The sequence below is a fragment of the Mycobacterium sp. 852014-50255_SCH5639931 genome (genome assembly GCF_001665605.1).
Lineage (GTDB): Bacteria > Actinomycetota > Actinomycetes > Mycobacteriales > Mycobacteriaceae > Mycobacterium > Mycobacterium paraffinicum.
This window is the reverse complement of record NZ_LZSV01000016.1, coordinates 125,989-152,860: the sequence shown is the minus strand read 5'-3', so window position 1 is coordinate 152,860 and position 26,872 is coordinate 125,989. Positions and strand designations below refer to the sequence as shown.

The 26,872-nt window shown below is 66.1% G+C and carries 25 protein-coding genes and 1 pseudogene; 18 read left to right on the top strand and 8 right to left on the bottom strand.

Going from position 1 to position 26,872, the window contains the following annotated elements; genetic code table 11:
- Positions 1-24: 24 nt before the first annotated feature.
- From A5758_RS08520 to A5758_RS08505, 4 genes are read right to left on the bottom strand one after another with little or no spacing between them, the layout of a single operon-like run.
- A complete protein-coding gene (locus tag A5758_RS08520; protein ID WP_067738892.1) occupies positions 25-1,677 on the bottom strand; it encodes an acyl-CoA synthetase in 1,653 nt (550 codons plus the stop codon).
- 8 nt (positions 1,678-1,685) lie between these two features.
- Positions 1,686-2,306 (bottom strand): PaaI family thioesterase, encoded by a 621-nt coding sequence (locus A5758_RS08515; protein WP_067738887.1) that lies wholly within the window; start codon positions 2,304-2,306, stop codon positions 1,686-1,688.
- The gene (locus tag A5758_RS08510; protein ID WP_067738884.1) at positions 2,303-2,923 is read right to left on the bottom strand and encodes a cysteine hydrolase; all 621 of its coding nucleotides are present in this window, start codon (positions 2,921-2,923) and stop codon (positions 2,303-2,305) included. Before A5758_RS08510 ends, A5758_RS08515 begins: the two co-directional genes overlap by 4 nt.
- The gene (locus A5758_RS08505) at positions 2,920-3,930 is read right to left on the bottom strand and encodes a Rieske 2Fe-2S domain-containing protein (RefSeq protein WP_067738881.1); all 1,011 of its coding nucleotides are present in this window, start codon (positions 3,928-3,930) and stop codon (positions 2,920-2,922) included. The genes A5758_RS08510 and A5758_RS08505 overlap by 4 nt, the downstream gene beginning before the upstream one ends.
- A 90-nt stretch (positions 3,931-4,020) precedes the next feature.
- Here A5758_RS08505 and A5758_RS08500 point away from each other — a divergent pair.
- From A5758_RS08500 to A5758_RS08485, 4 genes and pseudogenes are all read left to right on the top strand, one after another.
- A pseudogene (locus tag A5758_RS08500) lies at positions 4,021-4,376 on the top strand (cyclohexanone monooxygenase); the annotation flags it as partial.
- Positions 4,377-4,385: 9 nt separating this feature from the next.
- On the top strand, positions 4,386-5,504 hold the full coding sequence (locus A5758_RS08495; protein WP_067738867.1) for an alpha/beta hydrolase: 1,119 nt from the start codon (positions 4,386-4,388) through the stop codon (positions 5,502-5,504).
- Entirely contained in the window at positions 5,504-5,884 is a 381-nt protein-coding gene (locus tag A5758_RS08490; protein ID WP_067738863.1) for a nuclear transport factor 2 family protein, read from the top strand. Before A5758_RS08495 ends, A5758_RS08490 begins: the two co-directional genes overlap by 1 nt.
- Positions 5,881-6,924, top strand: a complete 1,044-nt coding sequence (locus tag A5758_RS08485) for a TIGR03857 family LLM class F420-dependent oxidoreductase (protein ID WP_067738858.1) — start codon at positions 5,881-5,883, stop codon at positions 6,922-6,924. The genes A5758_RS08490 and A5758_RS08485 overlap by 4 nt, the downstream gene beginning before the upstream one ends.
- A 4-nt stretch (positions 6,925-6,928) precedes the next feature.
- Here A5758_RS08485 and A5758_RS08480 read toward each other — a convergent pair whose 3' ends face one another.
- Complete coding sequence (locus A5758_RS08480; protein WP_067738853.1) at positions 6,929-8,425, bottom strand: acyl-CoA carboxylase subunit beta; 1,497 nt, start codon at positions 8,423-8,425, stop codon at positions 6,929-6,931.
- An 85-nt stretch (positions 8,426-8,510) separates the two neighbouring features.
- Between A5758_RS08480 and A5758_RS08475 the strand changes: the two genes are divergently transcribed.
- The 8 genes from A5758_RS08475 to A5758_RS08440 all read left to right on the top strand — a co-directional run bounded on the left by A5758_RS08475 (position 8,511) and on the right by A5758_RS08440 (position 16,225).
- Positions 8,511-9,533 carry an LLM class F420-dependent oxidoreductase gene (locus tag A5758_RS08475; RefSeq protein WP_067738850.1) on the top strand — a complete coding sequence of 341 codons (1,023 nt, stop codon included), beginning with the start codon at positions 8,511-8,513 and terminating at the stop codon, positions 9,531-9,533.
- The gene (locus A5758_RS08470; protein WP_067738846.1) at positions 9,530-10,765 is read left to right on the top strand and encodes a cytochrome P450; all 1,236 of its coding nucleotides are present in this window, start codon (positions 9,530-9,532) and stop codon (positions 10,763-10,765) included. The genes A5758_RS08475 and A5758_RS08470 overlap by 4 nt, the downstream gene beginning before the upstream one ends.
- Before the next feature lie 48 nt (positions 10,766-10,813).
- Positions 10,814-11,635, top strand: coding sequence for an SDR family NAD(P)-dependent oxidoreductase (locus tag A5758_RS08465; protein ID WP_067211251.1), 822 nt, complete (start codon positions 10,814-10,816; stop codon positions 11,633-11,635).
- 119 nt (positions 11,636-11,754) lie between these two features.
- Positions 11,755-12,411: a TetR/AcrR family transcriptional regulator gene (locus tag A5758_RS08460; protein ID WP_067211256.1), complete on the top strand. Its 657-nt coding sequence runs from the start codon at positions 11,755-11,757 to the stop codon at positions 12,409-12,411.
- Positions 12,398-13,075 (top strand): hypothetical protein, encoded by a 678-nt coding sequence (locus tag A5758_RS08455; protein ID WP_067738843.1) that lies wholly within the window; start codon positions 12,398-12,400, stop codon positions 13,073-13,075. Before A5758_RS08460 ends, A5758_RS08455 begins: the two co-directional genes overlap by 14 nt.
- A gap of 2 nt (positions 13,076-13,077) precedes the next feature.
- On the top strand, positions 13,078-14,982 hold the full coding sequence (locus A5758_RS08450; RefSeq protein WP_067738840.1) for a YhgE/Pip domain-containing protein: 1,905 nt from the start codon (positions 13,078-13,080) through the stop codon (positions 14,980-14,982).
- Between the two features lie 68 nt (positions 14,983-15,050).
- Positions 15,051-15,491: a VOC family protein gene (locus A5758_RS08445; RefSeq protein WP_067738836.1), complete on the top strand. Its 441-nt coding sequence runs from the start codon at positions 15,051-15,053 to the stop codon at positions 15,489-15,491.
- A complete protein-coding gene (locus A5758_RS08440; protein WP_067738833.1) occupies positions 15,488-16,225 on the top strand; it encodes an SDR family NAD(P)-dependent oxidoreductase in 738 nt (245 codons plus the stop codon). Before A5758_RS08445 ends, A5758_RS08440 begins: the two co-directional genes overlap by 4 nt.
- Here the strand turns inward: A5758_RS08440 and A5758_RS08435 are convergent.
- Positions 16,218-17,375 carry a Zn-dependent alcohol dehydrogenase gene (locus tag A5758_RS08435; RefSeq protein WP_067211272.1) on the bottom strand — a complete coding sequence of 386 codons (1,158 nt, stop codon included), beginning with the start codon at positions 17,373-17,375 and terminating at the stop codon, positions 16,218-16,220. The two genes, A5758_RS08440 and A5758_RS08435, sit on opposite strands and share 8 nt — an antisense overlap.
- Positions 17,372-18,598, bottom strand: coding sequence for a cytochrome P450 (locus A5758_RS08430; protein ID WP_067738830.1), 1,227 nt, complete (start codon positions 18,596-18,598; stop codon positions 17,372-17,374). The genes A5758_RS08435 and A5758_RS08430 overlap by 4 nt, the downstream gene beginning before the upstream one ends.
- A 149-nt stretch (positions 18,599-18,747) precedes the next feature.
- On the opposite strand from A5758_RS08430, the gene A5758_RS08425 reads away from it, so the two are divergent.
- The 6 genes from A5758_RS08425 (at position 18,748) to A5758_RS08400 (ending at position 24,883) form a co-directional block, all read left to right on the top strand.
- Positions 18,748-19,107 carry a Rieske (2Fe-2S) protein gene (locus tag A5758_RS08425; protein WP_067211278.1) on the top strand — a complete coding sequence of 120 codons (360 nt, stop codon included), beginning with the start codon at positions 18,748-18,750 and terminating at the stop codon, positions 19,105-19,107.
- Positions 19,104-20,150: an amidohydrolase family protein gene (locus A5758_RS08420; RefSeq protein ID WP_067738825.1), complete on the top strand. Its 1,047-nt coding sequence runs from the start codon at positions 19,104-19,106 to the stop codon at positions 20,148-20,150. The genes A5758_RS08425 and A5758_RS08420 overlap by 4 nt, the downstream gene beginning before the upstream one ends.
- Complete coding sequence (locus A5758_RS08415) at positions 20,147-21,295, top strand: amidohydrolase family protein (protein WP_067211286.1); 1,149 nt, start codon at positions 20,147-20,149, stop codon at positions 21,293-21,295. Before A5758_RS08420 ends, A5758_RS08415 begins: the two co-directional genes overlap by 4 nt.
- A gap of 137 nt (positions 21,296-21,432) precedes the next feature.
- Positions 21,433-22,404 carry an alpha/beta hydrolase gene (locus tag A5758_RS08410; RefSeq protein WP_067211290.1) on the top strand — a complete coding sequence of 324 codons (972 nt, stop codon included), beginning with the start codon at positions 21,433-21,435 and terminating at the stop codon, positions 22,402-22,404.
- A 95-nt stretch (positions 22,405-22,499) separates the two neighbouring features.
- Positions 22,500-23,642: an acyl-CoA dehydrogenase family protein gene (locus A5758_RS08405; RefSeq protein ID WP_067211293.1), complete on the top strand. Its 1,143-nt coding sequence runs from the start codon at positions 22,500-22,502 to the stop codon at positions 23,640-23,642.
- Positions 23,639-24,883 (top strand): acyl-CoA dehydrogenase family protein, encoded by a 1,245-nt coding sequence (locus A5758_RS08400; RefSeq protein ID WP_067211296.1) that lies wholly within the window; start codon positions 23,639-23,641, stop codon positions 24,881-24,883. The genes A5758_RS08405 and A5758_RS08400 overlap by 4 nt, the downstream gene beginning before the upstream one ends.
- Here A5758_RS08400 and A5758_RS08395 read toward each other — a convergent pair.
- The gene (locus A5758_RS08395) at positions 24,880-26,850 is read right to left on the bottom strand and encodes a SpoIIE family protein phosphatase (protein ID WP_067738822.1); all 1,971 of its coding nucleotides are present in this window, start codon (positions 26,848-26,850) and stop codon (positions 24,880-24,882) included. The genes A5758_RS08400 and A5758_RS08395 overlap by 4 nt on opposite strands.
- Positions 26,851-26,872: the final 22 nt, after the last annotated feature.

Genomic DNA, 26,872 nt, shown 5'->3' with positions numbered 1-26,872 from the left:
TAGACAATATGGGCAGCCCGCCGATCAGCCGTTAACAGCCTGCTCGCGCGCCCACCGGTAGTCGGCCTTGCCCGACGGGCTGCGCTCGATTGCCGCGCGGAACACGATCGCCTTGGGAAGTTTGTAGCGGGCCAGCGATTGCCCGGCGTGGGCGACCAACTCCTCGGCGTCGGCGCGGGCACCTTCGGCCAGTGCGACGACGGCCACCACCTCCTGGCCCCACCGCTCACTGGGACGTCCGGCGACCACCACGTCGGCCACCGCGGGGTGCGACGCGATGGCGGTCTCGACCTCCTCGACGAAGATCTTTTCGCCGCCCGAGTTGATCGTCACGGAATCGCGGCCCAGCAGTTCGACGGTGCCATCGGCGCGGTGGCGGGCCCGGTCGCCGGGGATCGCATACCGGACCCCGTCGATGACGGGAAATGTCTTGGCGGTCTTGGCCGCATCGCCCTTGTAGCCGAGGGGAACGTACCCGCGCTGCGCGAGCCAGCCCATTCCGTCGTGACCCGGTTCCAGGATCGAGGCCAGGTCTTCGGCCGCCACGAACGTGTCCGGTCCCGCGTTGAAGGTGCCGGTCGACACCGCTCCCGACATCGACATGTGGTGCATCTGCGCGCCGGTTTCCGAGGATCCGACACCGTCGACGACGACGGCGTTCGGCAGGACTTCGATCAACCGCTGCTTGACGAACGGGGTGAGCAACGCGCCCCCGTTGGCGACCACGGCCAACGACGACACGTCCGCGATCCCTTTCTCGATGGCGGCGACCAGCGGGCGGGCCATCGCATCACCGACCACCGTCACCACGGTCACCCGCTCGCGCTCGATGGTGCGGACGACCTCTTCGGCGTCCAGACGGTCAACGACCGACGGGAAGACGACGGATTGTCCGGTCGTGATCGCCGTCATCACGCTCCACTGAGCCGCGCCGTGCATCAGCGGCGGCAGGATCATCAGCTTGGTGCCGGGACCCGCGGCGACCCCCGCCGTGATCTCGTCGACGGATCCGAACGGCTCACCGGTCATCAGGTTGCGCCCGCCGAAGGACGTCATGAAGATGTCGTGCTGGCGCCACAGCACACCTTTCGGCATCCCCGTCGTGCCGCCCGTGTACAGGACGTACAGGTCGTCGGGCGAAGGCTGAACCGGTGGTGGCTCCGGTGTGGAAGACGCGATGATTCTCTCGTAATCGACCGCGCCGTAGATCAATTCGTTGCCGGAGTCATCGGCGATCTGGATCAGTACCCGCAGTTGGGGCAGGTCCGGCAAGATCTCGGCCACCCGCGGCGCGAACGCGGCGTGGTAGATCAGCGCGGTCGCCCCGGAATCCGCCAAGAGATACTGCAGCTCGCTCTTTACGTAGCGGAAGTTGACGTTGAACGGGGCGACTCGGGCCTGAAACGCTCCCAGCAACGCCTCGACGAATTCGTTGCCGTTGTAGGCGTAGATGCCGAGCAGGTCCTGGCCGGCCTCATGGCCGGGGAGCGCGGAGCGTTCGGTGTGGCACCCCAGCCCGCGTGAGCGCAGGTACGCGGCGAGGCGGTGTGACCGTTCGAGCACTTGTGCGTAGCTGTACCGCCGTCCGCCCTGTATTAGCAGCTCCCGGTCGGGAATCGCGGCCGCGACGGCCGTCGCGACGGCGGGGACCGTGAATTGTGTTGCTGGATCAGACATTAGGCCTCTCAAGGCTGGTGGGGGAGCAGTCGGACCATCAGGCCGTTGGCTTCGGTGAGCAGCGTGCCATCAGCGGCCGTCATCGTAGCCGCGATGAATATCTTCCTGCCGTCGATATCGGTGATGCGACCGCGGGCGGTCAGCGGCTCGTCGATCGGGGTGATGTTGCGGTAGTCGACGTGCAGATAGGCCGTGCGGGTGGGCCGGATGTCCGCGGTGGACACGACCATGCCGAGCAGCCAGTCGTAAAAGAGCGGGATCATTCCGCCGTGCACGGCCCGGTTCCCGCCTATGTGTGAGGTGGTGAAATGACCAGCCATGCTCACACCGTCGGGGCCAAATTCGGTCACCATCCACGGCGGCATCAAGGGATGGGCCAACCCGGGCAGGCTCAGCACTCGGCCGGCTACCGACTCGGTCTCCGGAACCTGGTGGCCGTCCAGTAGAGCGCAAGCGTTCTCCAGGTGCACGGTCGCGGCTGCCCAAAGCGCGGGGTCCGGCTTGGTGGACACGGTCAGGTCCTGCAGGCGGCGCAGCGCAGCGACGAAGGGACCCAGTTCTTCGGGGGCGTCCTCGACGGGTGTGACGTCGGGGAATCCGCCGCGAACCCCGGGTGTGGTGTCGGTCATCGCTGCGTCCACACGTCGAGCAGCTCTTCGGTGGTGGTAATGGTCGCAAGCAGGGACAGAGTGTTGGCGATGATGGCCACTCCATATTCGGTGGGTATGCCGGCGACCGCGTCGCGGGGGACGATGACGCGGTAGGCGGCGTTGACGGCGTCCATGACGACGTTGGGGATAGCGATGTTCAGCGACACCCCGACGACAACGATGGTGGAGACCCCCAGGTTGCGCAGTATCGCGTCCAGGTCCGTGCCGCCCATCGGCCCGACGCCGTGCCAGCGGCTCAGCACCAGATCGTCCGGCTCCGGGCCCAATTCGGGGAGCAGGGCCGCGCCGGAGGTGCCCGGGGTGATGTCGACCTGACCGTGCCCCATGGCGAAGATCTTGGCGTTGTGGTTGGAGCCGAGCCCGTCGGGCCGCCGCTGCACCAAGCAGTGCACGACGCGTGCCCCGGCCGCCCGGCCCGCCGGCAACAGTCGCACGATATTAGGCAGGGCAACCCGTCGTGCTTCCTCGGCCAGCATCGCCAGTCCGGCGTTGGGGCCGATGACGGCGCCCTGGCATTCCTGCGTGACGATCGCGGTGTGCTCGGGCGCCGCGAGTTCGGCAAGTTTCGCTGTCATGCCGATGCGGACACTTCGGCCGGGACGTCATAGAACTGCTTCGCCCATTTCCGTAGTGCCATATACCCTTTCGCGTCGACCTTGGAAAGCGCCGGATTTTCCACGTACTTCTGGTAGCGCCAGATTTGCAGATCGTCGAAGACGGTGGACAGGAATTGCTGTTCGATCACATCGCGCAGCTTGCCCTGCGGTACGTCGGATGTGTCGCCGGGGACCCGTGGCCACCAGATCGAGTAGAAGAGGTCCGAACACTCGTCGTCGACCGGCGTGCAGGTGAAGATCAGCCGATGGTTCTGTGCTCCCTCGAAGACGCTGATCGCTCCGCCCAGGCCGAACAGGTGGCTGTGGAACCGCAACGCGAGATCGTCGGGATTGTCGCTGCGCGCGTCTGGCCACCCCGCGACGAACTGCCACTCGTGGTCGACGATCTTCCAGTCCAGCACCCGCGGCGTCACCGTGGCGTGGTGTACGTATTCGAAATGTGCGCTGTCGGGGGCATTCTCCGCGACGATCTGCGGATGCACCGGCTCGCGTTCGGCGCGCCGAGAGAACTCCGGGTACGCGCGGTAATACGCCGCCGGGTCGGTTTCGAATTGCGGAAATTTCCGGAAGATGTCCGGCATGTCCCACTGCGGCTCCTTGCCTTCCGGATGGTGCCAGATGAACACGCAGTCGTACTGCTCGCGCACCGGGAACACCCGCAGACGGAGCGCGCGGTTGGGCCGGTCGGGTTGATAGGGGATGTACCGGTTGGTGCCGTCCGGGCCCCAACGCCAGCCATGGAAGGGGCATTCGACGCAGTCGCCGAGCACCTTTCCGCCGTGGCCGATGTGCGCGCCGAGGTGTTTGCAGTGCGCTTCCAGGACGTGTAGCTCGCCGGACTCGTCGCGGTAGGCGAGCAGATCCTCGCCGAAGTAGTGCAGCGGCCGCACCTCGCCAACCGGGAATTCGGGCGACCACCCGACCATGAACCACCCGGTGACCTTCCAGGTGAATGGCACTTTCACGCCGAAGCCTCCGATTGCCTGATACTAAGTCCGTTACAGTATAGATTTCAGCAGTTCGAGCCTGTGCACGGCAAGGAGCGAAATGACGGAGGCTTCCCGAAGCTGTTCACCATCCAGGGCCCGGGCAGTCCCAGCGCCGCCACGAACTTCGTCGCCGCGCTAGAACAGCATGTGGAGTGGATCGGTGATTGCATCGTAGACCTGCGGGCCCGCGGAATCCGCTCCATCGAGGCGTTGGCCACCGCGCAGCAGGAGTGGATCGACTACGCCACTTCGCTCGTTGCGCCGACGGTACTGGTCCATCCATCGTGTAATTCGGGGTACAACGGCGGAAACGTGCCGGGGAAGAAACGGATGTACATAGGCTACACCGGCGGAATCCCCGATACCGGCGCCGCTGCGACGAAATCGCGGCCGGCGGATACACAGGTTTCAAACTGACGTAGGTGATTGAAATGTCGAAGGTAACGCAAGGCCTGGGTCTCGCCAGGGACGTGACCCGTGAACTTGGCATGTTGGTGCCCCGTACGGTGACCGGCCTGAACCAATCGACTCGCTGGGCTCCAGCGTCACCACGCGGGCTCCGCCAGTTCGGCGAGGTGATGCTGGACGAACTTGTCCTAAGCGGGTTTTCGTTGCTGGGCGGGACTCCCACGGGCATGCGGTCGCTCGACGGCTGCACCGCCGCTGCCGAAGAATTATCCGTCCTGGGCATCGATCGTGCGCACGCCGAGCCGAGGCCGTTGCGGGCAACCTCGGTGCGGCGGCGGCGCATCGGCAACCTTTCGTATGAACGGATGGCGTTCGAACATGACCCGGCTTTGCCGGAAACCCTTGCGGCCGAGGGGCTGGGCGGGCCGGCGCGAGCGGTGGTGCACCTGTGCCGGCACCGCGATGGCCCCCGGCCGTGGCTGATCTGGGTGCACGGCGCCGGTCAGGGGGGCATCGAAGACCTGCTGCTGAGTCGCATCGGCCGAATACACCACCAACTCGGGTTCAACGTCGCACTGCCGGTGCAGCCCGGTCACGGCTGCCGACGCCGAGAGTGGCCCGCCTACCCCGACATGGACCCATTGGGCAACGTCGCCGGCATGATGCGTTCGGTGTCCGAGATTCGCGCGGTGGTGCGCTGGGTGCAGCCGCAGGCCAGTGCCGTTGTGATAGCCGGGATTTCAATGGGGACCCCGGTCGCCGCGCTGGTCTCCCACCTGGAGAGGCAGGTCGATGCGGTCGCGCTGTACACGCCGATCCTGGGACTCAACGCGATGATCGCCCGGCACTTGGGGCGCTGGGGGTCGTCCCGCGACGGCTTCCGCGACCTGCTGGCGTCCCCGGAGGTGGCGAAGCTGACCTCGGTGATCGATCCGCTGCGGGTCGACCCGGCGCCGCCGCCGCATCGCCGGCTCATCGTCGGCGCCTGGCACGACCGGATGGCAATGCGCGATCCCGCGGTCGAGTTGCAGGAGCGCTGGGGCGGCCAACTGTACTGGTACGACGGCAGCCACGTCGGGCACCTTTTCTCCCGGCGCGTGCAGCGGGTGACCGATCGATTCCTGAGCGAAGTCGCCGGCTGATGGCGGCCCCGCGCACCGCCCGCGAAGTCGTCGAGCTCTACAACCTCGTCGTCTGGAACGAACACAACCTGAAGCTGGCCGAGGAGTTGTTCGCAGACAACGTGATTCGGCACGGGGTGGGCGAGGCGCATACCCTGACCCGCGACCAGGCGGTCAGCCGGGTCAAAGACGTCTGGGCGATGTTCGACAAGTTGAGGTTCGATCTGAACGTCGTCGCCGCCGGAGACGACGGCGAGCACGTCGCGATCGTTTACGACTCGTCGATGACCACCAAGGACGGCGCCGAAAGCAACGTCGCCAGCATCGAGGTGTTCCGCGTCGTCGACGGGAAGATCACCGAAGTCTGGAATTGCGGCTATCAGCAAGGAGTTTGGAGTTGAGCGATCGCACGCTTGATGAATTGGGTTACTACCTGCTGGCGGGCGCCGGCGGGGAAGGCCCGGCAACGCTGGTCGATGAGGCCCGCCGCGGCGAGGAGCTGGGTCTCGGCACCGCTTTCATCTCCGAGCGCTGGAACGTCAAGGAGGCGTCGTCGCTGACGGGGGCCGCGTGCGCCGTGACGACTCGGATGCAGATCGCCACCGCCGCAACCAATCACAACACCCGACATCCGCTGATCACCGGGTCGTGGGCCACCACCATGCACCGGCTCTCCGGCGGGCGCTTCACGCTGGGGATCGGCCGGGGCATCGCGGCGATCTACGGGGCGTTCGGCATACCGGCGGTCACGACCGCGCAGATGGAAGACTGGGCCCAGGTCATGCGGCGCCTGTGGCGCGGCGAGCTGATCTTCAACCACGACGGGCCGATGGGCAAATACCCGATCCTGTTCCTCGACCCCGACTTCAACGAGGACATCCGGTTGGCGCTGGTGGCTTTCGGGCCGAAGACGCTCGAACTTGGTGGGCGCGTGTTCGATGACGTCATCCTGCACACTTATTTCACCCCGGAGACGCTGCAGCGCTGCGCCAAGACGGTGAAGGCCGCGGCCGAAAAGGCCGGCCGCGACCCGGACAGCGTACGGGTGTGGTCGTGCTTTGCGACCGTCGGTGACCACCTTCCCGAGGAGCTGCGGCTGAAGAAGACGGTCGCGCGCCTGGCCACCTATCTGCAGGGCTACGGCGACCTGATGGTGCGGACGAACAATTGGGATCCGGCTGTGCTGCAACGCTTCCGGGACGACCCGGTGGTGACGTCGATCGCCGGCGGGATCGACCACAAGGCCACGGCCGAGCAGATCGAGCACATCGCGACGTTGATCCCCGACGAGTGGCTGGAGCCGTCGGCCACCGGGTCTGCCCGGCAATGTGCGGATCGCGTCCGCAAGGAATTCGGCTACGGGGCCGACGCCGTGATCATGCACGGCGCGACACCGGACGAACTCGAACCCGTGATCGCGGCCTATCGGGGGAGCGCTTAGCCCGTTACGGCATGATGACGGTCCGGCTCACCGGTTCGGCGGCGGCCTGCCGGCTGGACAGTCCACGAAGCAGTGAACTGAGTAAGGCATCACGGGTTTCGCGGGGATCGATGAGTTCATCGAATCCCAGATGCTCGGCCGAGCGATAGGACGCCTGCAACTCGGCGTCGCGCAGCTTCGCGGTGATGTCCTCACCGGCATGCGTCGCCCGGCCCAGCGCCGCCGCGCTCATGGCGCCCATGGTGGCGCCCGGGTAGGCGAAGGTCGCGCTCTGGTGATCGAAACCCAAGAGCGACATGACCATCGAGCCAAATCCGTATGCCTTGCGCAATGTGACGTGCAACTTGACCGTGGTTGCCGCCGTCTGCGCGGCGAACATCCGCGCACCGGCGCGCAGCACGCCGCTGCGCTCGGACCGACTACCGGGCAGCATGCCGGGGTTATCAGCAAGGAACACGATGGGCAGGTGGAAAGAGTCGGCCACCATGATGAAATGTGCCGCCTTGTCCGCCGCGTCGGCGTCGATGGAGCCCGCGAGCACGTTCGGCTGATTCGCGACGACCGCGACCGGGTGGCCACCGAGATGGGCCAACGCGCAGATGATCGCCTTGCCGTACTGCGGCTGGACTTCGAACCAGTCGGGCCGGTCGAAGACCACGTCCAGCACGGCGCGCATGTCGTAGATGCGGCGGTTGTCGCGGGAGACGATGTCGAGCAGTTCGGGCGTCGCACGTGGCTCGCTGTCCCCGTCCGGCGGCAGCTGCGCCGGGTACGACCACGCGCTCGGCGGGAAATACGACAGGTACCGCCGGATATCGGCGATCACGGCTTCGTCGTCTTCGGCGACGTTGTGGATCACCCCGCTCGGCAAGGCGGTGCCGGGTCCGCCGAGGTTCTCCTTCGAGATCTCCTCTCCGGTGGACTCTTTGACGACCGGCGGTCCGGCGGTGAAGATGGCGCCGTGGGCGCTCATGATGCGGAAGTCGCAGACGGGGGCGACGAGGGCACCATGTCCGGCCGACGGGCCGAGCACGGCGGCAACCGTCGGTACCCGGCCCGAGCATTGCGCCTGCGCGAGCAGGTCGGTCGGGGCGCGGCCGTAATGTCCGCCGCCAGGGCGAAAGCCGGCGCCTTCGAGGAGCATCACCAGGGGAACCTTGTCGCGCAGCGCGAGTTCGGCGATGCGGTAGCGCTTGGAGTTGCCGCCGGGCCCGATGCTGCCGGCCATGGTGGTGAAGTCCTCCGAGCCCAACATCACCGGCGAACCATTGATCGATCCGGAGCCGACGACCAGACCGTCGGCCGCGATGTCGCCGCCGACCAGTGTGCCGATTTCGCGGAAGGTCCCCGGGTCGAGGAGGCGCTCGATGCGCGCGCGGGCGTCGAGCTTGCCCTTGCCGCGGTGCTTGTCGAGGCGTTCGGGGCCACCCATACCCCACGCGCGCTGACGGCGCCGCCCGAGATCGTCGAGCGTTTCTCCCCAGTCCTGGGCTTTCGGCATGCCTATGTCCTACCTCATGGAAGTTTCGTCTGGCGAGCGAATCTGCAGGGTCACATACTGGATTGCTTACTGTAAAGTTACCCGCATGGCCGACGCCGCCCGCCTCAAGGTCGACGGGGGCATCCCCAATCAACTCGCACGGGTGACCGAGGCGGCGGTCGCCCTGGAACGGGACGGGTATGACGGGGGCTGGACGGCGGAGACCAGCCATGACCCATTCCTGCCCCTGCTGCTGGCCGCCGAGCACACGTCGCGGCTCGAACTCGGCACCAACATCGCGGTGGCCTTCGCCCGCAATCCGATGATCGTCGCCAACATCGGTTGGGACCTGCAGGCGTACTCCAAGGGCCGGTTCATCCTCGGCCTTGGCACCCAGATCCAGCCACATATCGAGAAGCGGTTCAGCATGCCGTGGAGCCATCCCGCGCGGCGGATGAGCGAGTTCGTCTCCGCTCTGCATGCCATCTGGTCGGTATGGAGAGATGGCGGCAAGCTGCGCTTCGAGGGAGATTTCTACACGCACAAGATCATGACCCCGATGTTCACCCCCGAGCCGCAGCCCTATTCCGCGCCCAAAGTCTTCATCGCGGCGGTGGGCGAAGCGATGACCGAGATGTGCGGCGAGGTGGCCGACGGCCATCTCGGACACCCGATGGTGTCCAAACGCTACCTCGACGAGGTCACACTGCCGGCGCTACTGCGCGGCATGCAGCGAGTCGGACGGTCCCGCAGCGACTTTGAGGTGTCCGGCGAGGTGATGATCGCAACCGGCGAGAACGAGGATGAATTGGCTGCCGCCATCGCCGCCGTGCGCAAGCAGATCGCCTTTTACGGATCGACGCCCGCCTACCGCAAGGTTTTGGAACTGCACGGCTGGGGGGACCTGCAGACCGAACTGCACCGTCTGTCGCTCGCGGGCGAGTGGGACGCCATGGGTTCGCTCATCGACGACGAGGCGCTCGCGGCCTTCGCGGTCGTCGGCCCGGTGGACACCATCGCCGTCGCCCTCAGGGACCGCTGCCACGGCGCGGTCGACCGGGTTCTGCCCATCTTCCTAAACGCCTCCCAGTCCTGTATTACGGCCGCACTGAAGGAGTTTCGCGAGTGAGCACGACCACGGTAGACGAGTCCGCCAAGCTGCTGGCGGATCCTTTGGCCTACACCGATGAGCGGCGATTGCATGCGGCGCTGACCCACCTGCGTGCCAGCGCGCCGGTGTCGTGGGTCGACGTGCCGGACTACCGGCCGTTCTGGGCGATCACCAAGCACGCCGACATCATGGACATCGAACGCGAAAACATGCTGTTCACCAACTGGCCACGCCCCGTCTTGACGACTGCAGAGGGCGACGAGATGCAAGCCGCGGCGGGCGTGCGCACGTTGATCCACCTGGACGATCCGCAGCATCGGGTGGTACGCGCGATCGGCTCCGACTGGTTTCGCCCGAAGGCGATGCGGGCGTTGAAGGTTCGCGTCGACGAACTCGCCAGGATCTATGTCGACAAGATGATGGCCGCCAGCCCGGAGTGCGACTTCGCCCAGGAGGTGGCGGTCAATTACCCGCTCTACGTGATCATGTCGCTGCTGGGTCTGCCGGAGGCAGACTTCCCGCGGATGCTCAAGTTGACACAGGAATTGTTCGGCAGCGACGATTCCGAATTCAAGCGGGGCACCACCAACGAGGATCAGCTGCCCGCCTTGTTCGACATGTTCCAGTACTTCAACGGGGTGACCGAGTCCCGCCGCGAGCACCCCACCGAGGATCTGGCGTCCGCCATCGCCAACGCCCGCGTCGACGGCGAGCCGCTGTCGGACATCGACACCGTGTCGTATTACCTCATCGTCGCCACCGCCGGTCACGACACCACCAGTGCGACCATTTCGGGTGGCGTGCACGCGCTCATCGAAAATCCCGACCAGCTCGAGCGCCTGCGCGACAACCTCGATCTGATGCCACTGGCCACCGAGGAGATGATCCGCTGGGTCACCCCGGTCAAGGAATTCATGCGCACCGCCACCGAGGACACCACCGTGCGTGGAGTGCCCATCGCGGCGGGGGATTCGGTGCTGCTGTCCTACGTCTCGGCCAACCGCGACGAGGACGTCTTCGTCGACCCATTCCGCTTCGACGTCGGGCGCGACCCCAACAAGCACCTCGCCTTCGGCTACGGGGTGCACTTCTGCATGGGCGCGGCGCTGGCTCGCATGGAGGTCAACAGCTTCTTCACCGAGCTGCTGCCCAGGCTCAAATCCATTGAACTGACCGGTGACCCGGAACTTGTGGCCACCACCTTCGTCGGCGGCCTCAAACACTTGCCGGTGCGCTACACGTTGGCGTGACCCGGAAGGCCCTCCCGCCCTGGTTAGACTGCCCGTGGAGGCTAGGCAATGACGCGTAGGACGATTGTCATCACGGGCGCCAGTGACGGAATCGGCGCCGCCGCGGCCCGCCGGCTACACCGCAGCGGCGCGAACGTCGTCCTGGTCGGACGGACCCAAAGCAAGATTGCCGCCATTGCGGCTGAGCTGGACGCCGCATATTTCGCGGCCGACTTCGCGGACCTGTGCCAAGTGCGGGCCCTGGCGGACAAGATCCGCTCGGAATACCCGCGCATCGACGTACTGGGCAACAACGCCGGTGGCGTGTTCAGCAAGTTGCGCAACACCGCAGACGGCCACGAGATCACTCTTCAGGTCAACTACCTGGCGCCCTTTCTGCTCACCACCATGTTGCTCGACGTGCTCGTCGCGTCGCACGCCATCATCGTCAACACGTCGAGCTCGTCGCAGCGGCTGCTCCGCCGCGTCACCCTCGGCGATTTCGAAACGACCGCCCGGCGCACCCCGAGCACCGCCTACGCGCTGGCGAAACTGGCAAACATCGTGTTCACCAGGGAATTACATCGGCGCTACCACGCCGACGGGCTTTCGGCCGCCGTGGTGCATCCGGGCTTCGTCAACACCAACATCGGTCACTCGTCGGGTTCACGTTTCCTGACGACCATGCAGCGCACCCCGGTCAGCCGCCTCATCAAAACCCCGGACCAGGGTGCCGACCAGCTGGTGTGGTTGGCCTCCAGCACCCCCGGCCTCGACTGGGCATCCGGCGAGTACTACTCGAAGGGCAAAGTCGCGAGGGCCAACCGCGCGGCCGACGATCCGGTGCTCGCGCGCGAGCTGTGGGATCGCACCTTGGCCAAGGTCACCTAGCCGCGGCCACTGACCGCCGAGCGTCACGCCAGCGTGACGACGTCGGCCGACGAAGCCGGAGCCGGCTCGCCCCGCGCCTTGCTTCGATACCGGCTGGTATCCAATCGATACTGAAGAGTATGCTGCTGGTCATGTCGCCCGTCAAGCCGCGCCGAACCCGCCCCACTCGCGACGAGGTTCGCGACCGGATCCTGGACGCGGCGTCGAAGGTATTCGCCGCCGAAGGGTTCGCCGGTGCCACCATCGACGCGATCGGGCAGGCCGCGGGTTTCACCAAGGGCGCGGTCTATTCGAATTTTGAATCCAAGGACGAACTGTTCCTGGCTCTCCTCGACCGCCAGTTCGAGCTTCGTGGCGAGCAGATTGCGACAGCGCTGGACAGCAGCGGCGGCGACACCGGTGCAGCCGCACGCGAATTGAGCAGGTCGGTGCTTGACACAGTTCGCGACCATTCCGACTATTACGTGTTGTTCGTCGAATATTGGCTGCGCGCCCAGCGTGACCCCCAACTGCGCGAGCGCCTCATCGAACGCCGCCGGGCCGCCGCCGCCGACCAAGCGCTGCACATCGTCAGATCGACCCCCTCCGAGGCGTCGGATCGGGAGCTGGCCGACGTCGCCCAGCTCGTCGTCACGATCAACCTCGGCATCGCGATGGAAGAGATCCTGCGTCCTGGGGCCATGAACCCCGACCTGCTCGCGCAGCTGATCACCGTGGCGCTGGAATCGGTCCTGGTTTCCGCCGATCAGGGAGAGGCCCACCATGGATACAAATGACGTGCCGGCCCCTGCGGCGCCGGTGATCACCGCCCGCGGCTTAGGCGTCGACGGCGAGCACGGCCCCCTCTTCTCGGATATCGATCTCGCGCTCGCACCGGGTTTTCACGCGATTCAGATGCCCGGCGGACCTGGCCAGACCACGCTGCTGCTGACGCTCGCGGGACGTTTCAAGCCGAGCCGCGGCACGCTGACCGTCCTCGGCGAAACAACCACGCGCACGATCCGTCGGCACTGCTCGATCGCGGCCTTCGAAGACATTGACGAGCTGGAGGAATCGGTGACAGTGGGGACCGTGCTCGCCGAGCAACGCCGGTGGTTGGCACCCTGGTATTCGACGGTGCCGCTGCAATCGGGTCCGGCCGAGCTGACCGAGGTATTCGGCGAAATACCCCCACCGTCCCACGACACCTACATCGTTGAATTATCAGACCTGGAACTGTTTTTGATGCGAATCACGCTGGCGTTGCTGTCGCATCGTCCGATCCTGGTGGTCGGCGACCTCGAGCAGGTTCGTGACAATTCCCGGCGAGCGGTCGCGGCCGACAGGCTCGGCGTGATCGCGAAGCAGCGCACCGTAGTCGTCGGGGTGACCAACCCGCTCGGCACGGATGCACCCGACCACGAACTACACGATCACCGCATCCTGACCGGAGAGGACTGAAGATGCTGGCTGGACTCGCCTTCGGCTCAGAGATCAAACGTTTCGGCCGCAGCCGATTGACGCGCGTGGCCATCATCGTGCTGATGCTGCTGCCCCTGGTGTATGGGGCGCTGTACCTGTGGGCGTTCTGGGATCCCTTCGGCCACACCAACAAGATGCCGGTGGCGCTGGTCAACTCCGACCGCGGCGCCGTCGTGTCCGGGCAGCAATTCAACGCCGGCGCGGAGATCGCCAAGAGCCTGACCGCGGACGGCGGTTTGGACTGGCACGTCGTGGACTTGGCGGAGGCACGCAACGGAGTCGACCACGGCAAGTACTACTTCATGGTCGAGTTGCCGCCGGACTTCAGCGCGGCGATCGCATCACCGGTGACCGGGCAGCCCAAGAAGGCCAACCTGATCGCCGTCTACAACGACGCCAACAACTACATCTCGACGAGCATCGGTCGCACCGCCATCGGGCAGGTACTCAACGCCGTGTCCAGCCGGATCTCGGGACAAGCCGTCAATCAGGTGCTGTCGGTGGTGGTTTCGTCGGGATCGGGTATCAAGCAGGCCGCCGACGGGGCCGCTCAACTCGATGACGGCGTCGGTCAGCTGGTGGCCGGTTTGGACACCGCCCGGTCCGGCTCGGCAACGCTTGCCGCCGGAGCAAAGCAACTCTCAGACGGAATCAACCAGGCTACCGACCCGCTGCTCGCGGTGACCAGGGCGGTATCGCAAATCGGCGGCAGCACGCAGCAACTGCAACAGGGCGCAACCGCGCTTCAGCAGGCCAACGACCAGATCGGTGCCATCGCCACGGCGCAGGATGCTGCCGCAAACTCGCTCTCATCGGTGATCGATCAGCTCTCCGCACGACAGGATCCGCTGGCAAACAACCTGCGCGGCATCCAAGATCAGCTGCGGGGCCACCAGTTCACCCCCCAGATCCGTCAACAGCTCGCCGATGCGCAGAACGCGGCGATCGCCTTGACATCGGGATTGCGTAACCCGGGCAGTCCGCTCGGTTCGGCGCTCGACCAGGTCGGCAGCAAGGGGCAGGACCTGACGAACAAGCTCACCCAGCTGCGCGACGGAGCCCAGCAGGTTGCCACCGGCAACGCCGAATTGGCCGGCGGCGTAGCTAAACTCGACGACGGCGCACGACAACTCAAGACGGGATCGGCCGAGCTGGCGACCAAACTCGCCGACGGGGCCAAGCAGGTGCCCAACTGGACAACCCAGCAAAAGGATGCGGTCGCCGACACCATCGGTGGTCCGGTAAAACTCGAGGCTTCACATGAGAACGCCGCGCCCAACTTCGGCACCGGCATGGCTCCGTTCTTCCTCACGCTCGCCTTGTTCTTCGGCGCATTGGTGCTGTGGATGGTGCTGCGCCCCTTGCAGAGTCGCGCGATCGCCGCGGAGGTACTCGCGATCCGCGTGGTGCTGGCCAGCTACCTGCCTGCGGCCGCGATCGCGGTATTCCAAGCCATCATCCTTTACTGCGTGGTCAGGTTCGCCCTCGGTGTGCACGCCGTGCACCCGGCGGCGATGCTCGGGTTCATGATGCTGATTTCCGGCGCATTCGTGGCCGCGACGCAGGCGATCAACGCGCTTGTCGGTCCGGCGGTGGGCCGGGTGCTGATCATGGCCCTGCTCATGTTGCAGCTCGTCAGCGCGGGCGGCATGTATCCCGTGGAAACCACGTCACGGCCTTTCCAGATCTTGCACCGCTTCGACCCGATGACCTATGGCGTCAACGGACTCCGGCAGCTCATACTCGGCGGCATCGACGCCCGACTGTGGCAGGCGATCATCGTCTTGGTGGGGATAACGGCTGTCGCACTGGCGATCTCCTGCCTGTGCGCGCGAAGAGACCGGGTCTGGAATCTCAGCAGGTTGATCCCCGCGATCAAGATGTAGCCAAACGTTCCGCGTCGACAATCGACGTTGCATGATGGTGGACAAGCTCTGCAATCGAGAGGAAGCCGATGTTGGGTGTTCACCATGCCGCGATCTGTACCGCCGACGTAGAGCGCTCGAAGCAGTTCTGGCGTGACGGCCTCGGCCTCTCCGAACTGTTCGACCACACGTTCACCGGGAATTGGCCAGAACTGTTCGGCGCCAAGACCGACCGGTTGCAGTCGATATTCCTGGGCGATCCCCAGGCACCCGATGCCGGCATCGTCGAACTGGTCGTCTTCGACGGCGCCGACGAGGCGGTTGTGCCGCCCCAACGTCCGCGGCACGGCTTCTTTCTGCTCTCCCTACAGCGCGACGTCGACGAAACGCTCGCCAGGCTCGCCGAATTGGGATTCGCCGACGGTGTTCATCGAATCACCATGCCGGCTCTGGGCGGAAAGACGGTGCCGATGGCCGTCATCACCGCACCCGATGGCGTACTGGTCGAGCTGATCGGACCGGCGCAATGACGGCGCTGGTCACCGGCGGCGGATCCGGAATCGGGCGTGAAGTTGCCGGACGGCTGCGCGATGCGGGCCATGACGTAGTGGTGTGGGATCTGGTCGGTGGCGACATCACCTGCGACGTCAGCGATCCCGACGCGGTGTCGGCCGCCATGGAGCAAACCGTGCGCGACCACGGCGCCCCCGCGCGAATCGTCACCTGCGCCGGAGTCGGCGCGTCGGGCCTGTTGCTCGAGCAGTCACCCGCGGAATGGAACCGGGTGTTGGGGGTCAACCTCACGGGCACCTGGCTGACGATTCGCGCCGGGGCGCGGGCACTGGTCGACGCCGGGGTCGGCGGCTCGATCGTTGCGGTTTCCAGCATCAGCGGCACCGTCGCCGATCGGGACATGGGTGCCTACTGCGTGTCCAAGGCGGGAGTGGACATGTTGGTGAAGGTCGCCGCCTCGGAGTGGGGCGTGCACGGCATCCGGGTGAACGCGGTCGGGCCGGGCGTCACGCGCACGCCGATGCTGACGAAACCCGAACAGCTGCCGGGCTGGGTGGAAGCCCTGTCCGAACGGACGCCGCTGGGCGGTCTGGGGGACGCCGTCGAGGTGGCCGGCGCGATCATGGGTGTCCTCGAGTTGCCCTGGGTGACGGGCCAAGTCGTCCACGCGGACGGCGGCCTTGCGCTGCACAGCCCGATCGACGCCTACGGTCAACTGCAACGGGTGATGGGCCGGAAAGGCCTCAGCTGAGCCCGAAATCGATGATGCCCCGGATGATTTTGCCGTTGCGGAGGTCGTCGTAGGCGTCGTTGATCTCATCGAGGCGATAGCGGCGGGTGATCATCTCATCAAGCTGGAGCTGCCCGGTTTGATAGAGCCTTGCCAGCCGGGCGATGTCCGCTCTCGGGTTGCACGAGCCGAAGATGGTCCCCGCCAGCGTCTTGTTCATCAGGATGAAGTCCTGCAGGTCGATCTTCACCGACCGGGTGAGCTGTGATGTCATGCCGGTGAGCACACACGTCCCGCCCTTGCGGGTCAGCTGCAGCGCATCGCGGACGTCACCGGCGGTGATCAACGAAGGGGAGACCACCACGGCGTCGGCCATGACGCCGTATGTCAAGTCCCGCACCATCTCCTGCGCCTCGGCGATCGTTCCAGCACTGTGGGTCGCGCCGAACTGCAGCGCCGATTTCTGCTTGAAGTCCACGGGGTCCACGGCGATGATCTGCGCGGCGCCGCTGATCCGTGCGCCCTGGATCGCACCCGTGCCGATTCCGCCCGCGCCGATGACGACGACAGTGTCACCGCCGCGCACTCCGGCGCGATTGGCGGCCGAACCGTAACCGGTCGGAATCGCACACGACAGCAGCGCGGTCGGCGCCAGCGGCAGGTTCGGGTCGATCTTCACCAGTGAATTCGTCGACACCACAGTGTGTTCGGCGAACGCTCCGACCTTGGCCAGATGGCCCAGCGGCCGGCCGTCGGCGGTGTGATGGCGAAACGTGCCGTCGGTGGGCATGCCCGGGGTGAGGGTGAAAGCGCCGACGTCACAGATGTATTCCATACCCGTCGCGCACCAGCGGCACTGTCCACACACCGCGACAAACGACATCACGACGTGATCCCCGGGGGCGAAATCCGTTACGCCATCGCCGACTTGGCGCACGATGCCGGATCCCTCGTGACCTCCGATCGTCGGGAACATCGTCGGCAGGCCGAGGGATCGCATCACCTCGTTGGGCGCCGACATGTCACCTTTGAGGATGTGGTCGTCGGAGTGACATAGGCCGGCCGCCGCCATCTCGACCAGGACTTCGCCGGCGCGGGGCGGATCGAGTTCGAATTCCTCGACGGACCAGGGTCCGCCGACGTCGTGCAGGAGGGCCGCACGGCTTTTCATGTGGCCGGGGCGAACGTGACCGGAAGCTTGTTGGGGGAGCGGAACGTAAGCCCGACGATCTTCGACTCCTGGCCGGTTCCGTCATCGGCCACGAAGGCCAGATTTTTGACGCGGTCGAAGAGGCTGTTCAGCATCAGCCGGGTCTCGAGCCGGGCCAGATGCATGCCGAGGCACATGTGGATGCCGCCGGCGAACGCGATGTGCGCTTGGCGCGGCCGGCGGATGTCGAAGGTGTTGGGGTCGGTCCAGCGGGTCTCGTCGCGGTTGGCCGAGCCCATGCACATGTCGATCTGCGCGTCGGACGGGATTGTCTTGCCGCCGATTTCGACCTCTTGGGTGGTGGTCCGCATGACCATGGTCAGTGGGGTTTCGAAGCGCAGGCCCTCTTCGATCGCCATCGGTATCAGCGACCGGTCCCGGTAGACGAGCTCGAGCTGCTCGGGGTGGGTCAGCAGCAGGTAGAGCAGGTTGCCCGACGACCGGTAGGTGGTTTCCAGGCCGGCGGGCAGCAGCAGGCGCAGGAACGCGATGATCGCCTCGTCGGTGAGCTTCTCGCCGTCGATCTCGGCGGCCACCAGGTCGCCGATGATGTCGTCGGTGTGGTTGCGCCGCCGCTGTTCGACCTGTTCGAGGAAGTAGCCGTGCAGCTCCGCGGCCGCGTTGAGCCCCGCCATGATGTCGGTCGGGATGGAGATGAGGTCCAGGGACAACCGCCGGAAGAAGTCGAGGTCCTCAGGGGGCAGACCGAGCAGCGTGGAGATGATCCGGGTGGGGAATTCGAACGTCACCGCCTTGACCAGGTCCGCGTGGCCGTCGTTTTTGATTTCGTCGACCAGTTGATCGCACACCGGTCCGATGACCGACGGCTCCCATCGTTCCAGGGCGGTGGCGCGGAAGGCCTTGGCCACTAGGTTGCGATGATCGTGGTGTTCCTTGCCGCCCATCGCCAGAATGGTGTGGCCCATCACCAAACCGATGGTCTCGTCGTACTTGTGGGAGCTGAAGATGCGGTCGTCGCGGAACGCCTGGAACACGGGGTCGTAACCGAACAGCACCCACTCGTCGTTCGGCCGCAGCTCTTCTGGCATCTGTGAGTGGTCCGTCAGCGCGCCGTGCCAAACCGGGTCCGTGCGCCTCATGTATTCGAAGAACGGGTAGGGACTCGTTTCGCCGGTGAGGTCGAGTGTGACGGGCTGGTTGGCGGGGTCGGTGCTGAGCGTCATGCAGCGCTCCTCCTGGGCAGCCGGTAAGCGGATTGGTACGCGGGATTATCGCTATCATAGTATAGATAGCAACTAAGCCCAACGGCTTGTCGTGGTTACCGTAATGGGCACAGTATTGATGCTGCGTGGCGTCGGAGGCGGTGATGTAAGTGGCCGAGCGGCGATTCGTGTGCTCGCTGGACGATCTGCCGCCCGGCGGGATGAAGCTGGTCGACGTCGGGAAGTTCGGCGTCGGCGTGTACAACGTGTGCGGCCAGTTCTACGCGATCGTGAACTATTGCTCGCACGAAGGCGCCCCGCTGTGCCTGGGTCTTCTCGGCGGGACCAACGAGTTCGCCCCCGACGAACCCGGCGGCCTGCGACGGGTCCGCGACGGCCAAATCGTCCGGTGCCCTTGGCACAACTGGGAATTCGACATCACCACCGGTCAAAATCTCGCCGACCCGACGCGGCGTATCCGCACCTACCAGGTCGATGTCACCGACGGGGAGGTGTACCTGACCGCATGATCAGCCCGGTCATAGATGCCAATGTGCAGCCGCACTTCCGCTCCAACGCGGAGATCCGGCGCTACCTGCCCGCCGCCCACCAGCTGCGGTCGATCCCCGACGTCGAACAGCAGTGGTACTCCGCACCCGGCGGCGACTACCGGCAGGACCTCTACGGGGAGCACTACCCGGGGTCGGACCCGGAGACGGTCAGTCGCGACCTGTTCGCGCAGGGCGTCGAGTACGCCATCCTCAACCCGCTGACCCGCGGCAACATCGCCGACTACCTGCTCAACAGCAGAATCTGCGCGGCGGTCAACGACTGGCTGCTCGACCGCTGGATCGAGCCCGACAAGACCGATCGATTCCGGGGCACCATCCGTGTCAATCCGGAAGACCCCAAGGGGGCCGTGGCGGAGATCGAGCGCCTGGGCGATCACCCGAAGCTGGTCCAGGTCGGTGTCCCGATGCAGTCACGCGAGCCCTACGGCAAACCGATGTTCGAGCCGATTTGGGAGGCCGCCGCCGCCCACGGGTTGCCAGTGGCGGTACACATCAACGGCGGCAACGGCGTCGACTATCCGCCCACTTTCGCCGGGCACGCCCATACCTATCCGGGATATGCGGCTTTCATGCCGCTGAACTTCTTCGTGCATCTGGCCACCCTCATCGTCGAGGGCATGTTCGGCAGGCACCCTGGCCTCAAATTCGTCTTCGCCGACGGCGGCTACGACATCCTCACCCCGTTGATCTGGCGGCTGGACACCTTCTGGGTGTCGATGCGCGACCAGACGCCGTGGGTCGACCGCTATCCGAGCGAATACCTGCCTGGCCACGTCAGGTTCTGCTCGTCGGCGTTCGACGGACCGACCGACGCCGGCGACGCGCAGCGCTGGATGGAGTTCAGCGGCAAGTCCGACCTGCTGATGTACGGGTCGGCGTATCCCCATTGGTCCACTACTCCGCCGCAGACCGTTGCCGAGGGCCTCGATCCCGCCCAACGCGACAAGGTGCTGTGGCGAAACGCCAGCGAGCTGTACGGGCTGAAGGAGCGTGTCCGATGACCACGATCGAACGGGTCGATTCGCCGACCGGTCATGACGACGAAATTGCGGTGAGCATCGTCGACACCGACGTGCACCCCTTGCCCGTCTCGACCGACGTGCTGAAGTCGTACGCGCCGCCCGAATGGGTGGACAAGATATGGCCGACCGGAAACGCCGTCACCCCGGTGCCGCATTTCTACGACACACCGGATTCGTACAAGACCATGTCGCTGCGCATGGATGCCGCCCCGCCAGGTGGCGGGTTCGCGGGCAGCGACCCGGAATTCGCCGCCAAGCAGTTGCTGCTCGACGCCGGCGTCAGCATCGCGACGCTGGAACCGATGTGTGACGCCCAGCTGCCACAGGCCGAACACGTTCTGAAGTCCGCCTACAACGACTGGCTTGCCGACGTCTGGCTCGACACGAACAACGAGCACGGCCGCTGGCGCGGATCGATCAGCGTCAGCGCGCAGACGCCCGAGCAGGCGGCGCGCGAGGTCGAACGGTGGGCGGGACACCCATACATGGCCCAGGTGCTGATGACACCGCAGACTCGTGGGATCCCCTTCGGCAACCCACATTTCGACCCGCTCTATGCAGCCGCGGCGCGCAACGGTTTCCCGGTCGCCACGCACCTGATGGGGCAGACACCGTTCGAGCTGATCCCGCTTTATCCCGTCGGCAACCCCGCGCACTGGCACGACTTCTTCGCGTCCTGGCCACTGCTATATGTCTCGCACCTGATGAGCCTGGTCTTCGACGGCGCTTTCGACCGCCACCCCGATCTGCGGGTGGTGTTCGTCGAAGGTGGCTTCACGTGGGCGATGCCGGTGATGTCGCGGATGGACCGCATCTGGGAAGCCCGCCGCGGCGACCTGCCGCACGTGCGGCGCCGTCCGTCGGAGTATGTGCGCGAACATGTTCGGTTCACCACCCAGCCGCTGGAAGATGCCGACACCGTGCAGTTCCGCGAGTACCTCGAGATGATGGACCTGGGCGACAACCTGATGTTCTCGACGGACTACCCGCACTGGAGCTACGACTCGCCAACCTATGCGATCAACCGATTCCCGGCCGACCAGCGCGAGCGGATCATGCGCGGCAACGCAACCGCTCTCTACGGGCTGCCGGCGACGGTTAAGGCGCTTCCCGGGGAACGGTGAATTCCGCCCGAGCTGAAGCGATACGTACCTCGTCTTTCACCACACGGAATCGCAGGTCTACCTTGAAGAAGGTTTCCGGCACGGTCCCGCGCCGGGACCGGACGAGCCCGCATGACGAGCCCGGAAGACGAGAAGGTATGACACAAACGAATCTGACGCGGCCACAGGGCCTTAACCGGATCGACCCCGTGCTCCGGGAGGCCGCCACCGCATTGGGCGTCGTCGAATTCCGCGCCGAGACACTGCCCGCCGAACGGGAGCACGCCGACCGGCTCGCAGCCGAGCGCGCCGCCGCGGTCGGCACCGCCGATGTGGCCGTCGAAACGCGCACCATCGCCGGGCCGGGCGGCCATGAGCTGAAGCTTCGCTTCTACCGGGGCCCCGACCTCGATCGAGCCGGGTCAGGTGCACCCCTTGTCCTATACGCCCACGGCGGGGGATTCGTGACCGGCAACCTGGACACCGATCATGCACCGTGCGTAGAGCTGGCCAAAGAAGGCGGATGCCTGGTGGTATCGGTGGACTACCGGCTCGCGCCGGAACACCCGTGCCCGGCTGCGTTGGACGATGTCGAGGCCGGCCTCTACTACGCCATCCGCAATTGCGCCGAGCTGAAGGTGGACGTCAACCGCATCGCCGTGATGGGCCGCGACGCGGGCGCGGCGCTGGTCGCGGGCCTGAGTCAGCGCATGTTCGATGACGAAGGCCCACAGATTCTGGTGCAGATCCTGCACCAGCCGATGCTCGATTCCGACGCCACCCAATCCCGGCGCGAGTTCCAGCGCACGCCGGGCCTCAATGGGCCGGCCGTGAGCCGGGCGTGGGGTCATTACCTCGGTCACGCGAGCGCCAACGGCCAGCACGTCCCCGCGCACCGCGCGAACCTCGAGGGCCTGCCGCCGACGTTCATCAGCTGCGCTGAGATCGATCCGTGCCGAGACGAAGCCATCGACTACGCGAACAGGCTGTTGCACGCCTACGTGCACACCGAATTGCACGTCATCGCAGCTGCATTCAACGGGTTCGACTCATTGGTTCCCGATTGGGTGGTTTCTCAGGAGAACCGGGCGCTGCACGCGCGTTCGCTGCGCCGTGTGTTCGCCATGTAACGCTGAGCAGCGCTATCGATGGAACTCCGGTATCTCTTACCGTAGTGCTCGTTGCTACCATCGAAAACGCCGGAGAACTCTCGACGAGAGGCAGCATGACCACACTCGACTCTCCCGAAAAGACGCTGTTCACCTCGACCACCCAGGCTTTTCTGGAAAAGGAAGCGCCGCTGCGGCGCGTGCGGGAGTTGCACGCCGCCGGGGTGTCGTTTGATCCGGCATGGTGGCGGCGCGCCGCGGAGCTCGGCTGGACGGGCCTCTTGGTACCGGAGGAGTTGGGCGGCGGCAGCGTCTCGGACAGCGGTTTGGCGGATCTGGCCATGGTCGCCGAACAGCTCGGCAAGACCGTGGCGCCCGGGCCGCTGTATCCGGTCAGCGTCGTACTGGCCGCGCTCGTCGAGTGTGCGGACTGGCAACCGCACACGGCCGTCATCGAGGCGCTGATGTCCGGTGAAACCGTGGCATCGTGGGCGGTTTCGGAGCCGGGCCAGGGGTGGGCGCCGCTGAATCCGTCGGTGACGGCCACCCCGACCGATTCGGGCTATCGCATCGACGGCACCAAGGACCGGGTCGAGGCCGGCGCGCAGAGCGCGGTGCTGCTGGTGGCGGCGCGCAGCGGTGAGGAGCTCCGGCAGTTTTTAGTACCCACGGACGCGCCCGGCGTCACGATCGAGCCCCAGCAGTCGGTCGACCTGGTCAAGCAATATTCCCGGGCGCATTTCGACGGTGTGATGGTGGATCGATCGGCGGCGGTCGGCACCGCCGCCGAGACGGCCACGCTGATCGACCGGCAGAGCCAAATCGCACAGACCCTGCAGTGCGCCGAGGTGGTCGGCGTCCTGCAGACGGTGTTCGACCTGACCGTCCAGTGGGCGTTGGACCGGCACACCTTCGGGCGCCCGCTGGCGTCCTACCAGGCCCTCAAGCACAAGTTCGCCGACATGAAGCTGTGGCTGGAAGCCTGCCGAGCCACCACGGCCGCGGCGGTCGCCGACGTCGCCGCCAACTCACCCGGGGCGGGCCTGTCGGCCAGCATCGCCAAGTCCTACGTGGGCGAGATGGCCGGCCAGATCGTCCAGGCCTGCGTGCAGATGCACGGGGGCATCGGCGTCACCTGGGAACACGACCTGCACCTCTACCTGCGCCGAATCACGTTGTACCGCTCCATGTTCGGAACACCGGAGGAACACAACCTGCGCGTGTATGAACACGAGAAGGCGGGTCGTTCCAACAAATGACGCCGACCGAATCCGTTACCGAGTTCGCGGCCCGGGCCAGGGAATGGCTGGCGGGCAACATGCCCCGCATCGATCCCGAGTGCCCACCGCCCGCCCCGCGCGACGACGAACGATCCTGGCTGCGGGCAAGAGAACTGCAAAAGCGGCTGTACGAAGGCGGATTCGCCGGGATCTGTTTCCCGCGCGAGTACGGTGGCCTCGGCCTGGACTACGAGTATCAGAAGGCATTCGACGCGGAGACCATCGACTATGAGATGCCGCTGATCCTCAACACCCCCACGTTCACCATCTGCTGCGCCACGCTGCTCGACACCGGCAGTGAGGATCAGAAGAAGCAACACATCGCGGCGGCGCTGCGCGGCGACGAGGTACTGGTGCAGCTGCTGTCCGAGCCGAGCGGCGGATCCGACCTGGCCGGCGTCCTGACCCGGGCCGAGCGCCAGGGCGACCGCTGGGTACTCAACGGCGCCAAGACGTGGAGCACAAGCGCGTTCGCCGCTGACTACGGACTGTGTCTGGCCCGCACCAACTGGGATGTGCCCAAGCACGAGGGCTTGACGATGTTCCTGGTGCCCATCGCTCATCCGGGAATTACGTTGCGGCGCATCACCATGCTGAGCGGTTCCACCGAGTTCTGCGAGGAGTTCCTCGACGGGGTGGACGTCGGCGACGACGCCGTCGTTGGGGAGGTCAATAACGGCTGGGCGGTGGCGTCGCGGCAGCTGTACCACGAGCGCCGGGCGGTGGGACAGGGCTCCGAATTCGCCAGTGGCAGCGGCAGCGAGGGCGGCAACGCGAATCCCGTTGACTACGTGGCCCTCATCGAGAAGACGGGTCAGGCCGGGAACGAACGCGTGCAGCAGATGGCCGGGCGCGCACTCGTACAACGTGCGGTGGCCGAGCAGCTGATCGGTCACGTCTACCGCAGCGTCCGAGATGGCACACTGCCGCCGGCCGCCGGCACACTCATCAGGCTGTTCCACGCCGAGACCGTGTTCGTGGATGTCGACACCGCCATGGCGATCGCGGGAAGTGCCGCCGTGGTCGGAGAACCCGGCGACGGCCTGGAAACCGGTCTGCGCTACCTGGCCCGCCAGACCGTCGCGATGGGCGGCGGCACCACGGAGATGGCGCGCAACGTCATCGGCGAGCGGGTGCTTGGCTTTCCGCGGGAATACGCAGCCGACCGGGGCGTGCCGTTCAAACAGGTGCGGCACGGCCGGCGATCCGACCGGCCCTAGCCCTCGGCGACGAGATTCTCGGCGAGCCCGCCGGCCACTGGGAGTTGTACCAGCGACAAGACATGGTGCGCCGGGCTCCCCGGCGGGGCCACCAGCACATACTCACTGCCCTGTCGTTGTGCGCGGTCGCGCGCGGCCGCCAGCGCGCTGACGCCGGCCGACCCGAGCTGGGTAACGGCGCTGAGATCGATGGTCAACGGCGCTACGCCGGAACGGCTTTCGACCGCGATCTGGCGATCCAGTGTGGAGGCGGTGGTGGAGTCGACGTCGCCGCTGACGACGATGCGGCCCGGTTCGGTGACCACGGAGACGAATTCGGAGTTCGTCGACCGCTGCTGCCGATCGGCCCGGCTGACGAGTGTGTCCGTGACGAAATTGGCGGGCCGCGACAGGCGGTGCGTCAAGCTGGCGGTGGTTCCGCCGGGCCCGTGAGTGACTTGGGCACTGGATACCAGGGCTTCGGCCATGGCAAGGCCGCGGCCGCGACCCTGCTCGCCTTCGCGATGATCCTTCCACTGCCCATGGTCGATGACCGACGCGTACAGGTTGCCGTCTCCGGCCAGCGACGCCTCCACGACGACCCCGTCGGGAACCTCTGTGGCGTAACCGTGTTCGACCGCATTCTCGACGAACTCCGAGATCGCGTGCACGATGTCGGAAATGTCATCGGGGGCGGCGCCGACCTCGGAGAGCCACTGACGCAGGCGGGAGCGAATCGCGCGTGCGGCATGAATCGTTGCATCCAGCGTCATCTGGAGCGGTGGTGGCGGTGTACGCCGTTGCGCCGCAAGCAGTGTGATGTCGTCGCTGTAGCCGGTTGACCGCAGCAGCAGTTCCAGCGTCTCCGAACAGATGCGGTCGATGGGCCGCCCCGAGGACTCGATCACGAACCCGCCCTGGCCACCGGCGATGTTGGCTGCCAAGTCGGCGAATTCGGCGGTGCTGGCCACCAGCGGCCGGCCGGGACGTTCGATAAGACCGTCGGTGTAGAGCATGACCGCGTCGCCCACGCCCAGGAATTCGGTGCGCACCGGGAAACCGGTGCCGCTGCCCAGCGGACCGGCGCCGGACGGCTCAAGGTAACGCGAATCGCTGTCCGAACCGACGAGCAGCGGCGGCGGGTGCCCGGCCGTGCAGTACTGGAATTCACCTGTGCCGAAGTCGAGCGACCCCACGCACACGGTGGCCGACCTCGAGCCGGGCACATGTTCGTGGAAGCGGTCGACCGCCGCCAGCGCCTCGGCGAGCGGGTATCCCGCCACAATCTGCATCCGCAGCGCCGTGCGCAATTGCGACATCACCGCGGCCGCCTCGACGCCATGGCCGACGACGTCGCCGACGATGAGCACCAGCCGATCCCCAAGGGGGATCGCGTCGAACCAGTCGCCACCGGCGGCCGTGTCCTCCGCGGCGACGAGGTATTCGGCGGCCACGTCGGCGCCCGGAACGACGGGTACCGACGGCGCCAACAGTGCCTGCTGCATGACGGTGGCCGAGTCGCGCACGTTGCGGTACCGCTCGGACAACTCCTGCATGCGCGACTCGGCGGCCAGCCGCGCCCGCACCCGGTCGGTCACGTCGACGAAGGCGAGCTGTACCCCCTCGATCGAGCCGTCGTCGCCGCGCCGCGCCGTGACGATGAAGTCGAAGAAGTGCTCTTGTGCCGTCCCCGAGCCCTCGAAGTCGGCTTGTACCCGCCACTCGCTTCCCGATTGCGGTTCGCCCGTCTCGTAGACCCGGTCGAACATTTGCAAGATCTGCTGGCTCTCCAGCTCGGGGTAGACCTCCCGCACCAGGAGCCCGATGCTGTCGATCGGCGGACTGAGCGCTCGGTAAGCGGCGTTGACCGCGACGAATCGGTGGTCGGGCCCTTCGAGGCCAACCAAAAGCGCGGGGACATTCTCGAAAATGCGGCGGACGTCGTCGGCCGCGCCCACGGTCTTGTCCCAGTTTCTTTCGGCCGCCATTGACCGTTCCTCCTACGGACCC